The sequence below is a fragment of the Chimaeribacter californicus genome (assembly GCF_002858675.1).
In the GTDB taxonomy this organism is placed as follows: domain Bacteria; phylum Pseudomonadota; class Gammaproteobacteria; order Enterobacterales; family Enterobacteriaceae; genus Chimaeribacter; species Chimaeribacter californicus.
This window is the reverse complement of the sequence record NZ_PJZF01000079.1, coordinates 1-1,118: the sequence shown is the minus strand read 5'-3', so window position 1 is coordinate 1,118 and position 1,118 is coordinate 1. Positions and strand designations below refer to the sequence as shown.

2 protein-coding genes are annotated in these 1,118 nt (G+C 55.7%); both read left to right on the top strand.

Going from position 1 to position 1,118, the window contains the following annotated elements; translation table 11 throughout:
* Nucleotides 1-228, top strand: a 228-nt coding sequence (locus CYR55_RS22930; protein WP_206604068.1) for a hypothetical protein, incomplete at its 5' end; no start/stop codon positions are given.
* 196 nt (nt 229-424) lie between these two features.
* Nucleotides 425-1,054 (top strand): hypothetical protein, encoded by a 630-nt coding sequence (locus CYR55_RS23445; RefSeq protein ID WP_146001046.1) that lies wholly within the window; start codon nt 425-427, stop codon nt 1,052-1,054.
* Nucleotides 1,055-1,118: the final 64 nt, after the last annotated feature.

The window sequence follows — 1,118 nt, the reverse complement described above, 5'->3', positions numbered from 1 at the left end:
GCCGACCGCCAAGGGGAGATCATGATCAAGCTGGTGCGTGACAATGACACTGATTCAGCGCTGGAGGCCTGGAACACCCTGGTAGACGCCATTGAGACTAAGCAGTATCCGGTGGTGGCCAAGGGACAGATGTCTACCATCCCGCGCACCTTCTTTGTGGGTGAGCAAAAACCGGAAAACCAGCCCCAGGAAGTGCCGCAGGACGAAGAAAACGCCGTGCCGGCATAATAGGGGCTAATTCTAAATAAATAATACTGGTTTAGCGCGGCGCTTGGCTATAAACTTGCGCCATTCTAAAAACGTCGCGTTAAACCATGAAAAATAGCTATATTTCCTTAAACACTCTCCTCTTGCATCGGTTGCTTGCCAGCGTTCGTAGCTGCGTTTCAATTCTAAATAGTATTTTCTGCGTGGTTTTTGCACGATGAAAGTCAGTGATGATTCTCTGATGCAGGCCATCTTTTCCGCGACGCTTGAAGACATGCCGGCCAGGGCTGTTATCCCCTGCATTGGTGGTGCTTACTCCCTGGATTGCGACACCCCGCTCAACCTGCGCCGCAGCGTGATGCAGCTGGCCAACAGACGCCACCACCTGAATAGCAGCCTGGGCGAAAGCCAGTCCCTGGCGCGTATCCGTGCGCTGGTGGATATGGATGCCCTGCACTCTGACGAAGACCGCGCCCGCCGCGAGCCAGGCCGAACCTTCTACTACTGGATCCCCGTTGAAACCATGCGCCCTGTATGGGAGCGCTGCCGCCAGCTGCTGAGCGATTGCGGGATCACTGAGACGGCAATCCGCCCCTACCCTTCAAATTTTGCCACCCTGGCCAGCTCTGTGAGCCACCAGCTGGTGGAGGAGTTTTCATTGCAACACCGCCGGCATATCGGCCGCAGCAAATGGGCAGTACAGAATGATGCAAATGATCTTCACGCAGTTCCTGGCGATGCAGCCACCCATCTACACCGCCATCTTAGCGATGGTGCTCCTGCTCCTCAGCTTTACCGCGGGCTATTACGCGGTGCAGAAGCTCCTGGGGCATTTCTTCCCAAGTGAGTGAGCTGGCCAGCCTGGCCGATGTCACGCTTCACCTGGCAATAAATGCCTGGGTGGTCGTGCT

Bases quoted from the DNA above. Each gene is read 5' to 3' on its own strand.
- CYR55_RS23445 (WP_146001046.1), top strand. From the start codon at position 425: ATGAAAGTCAGTGATGATTCTCTGATGCAGGCCATCTTTTCCGCGACG.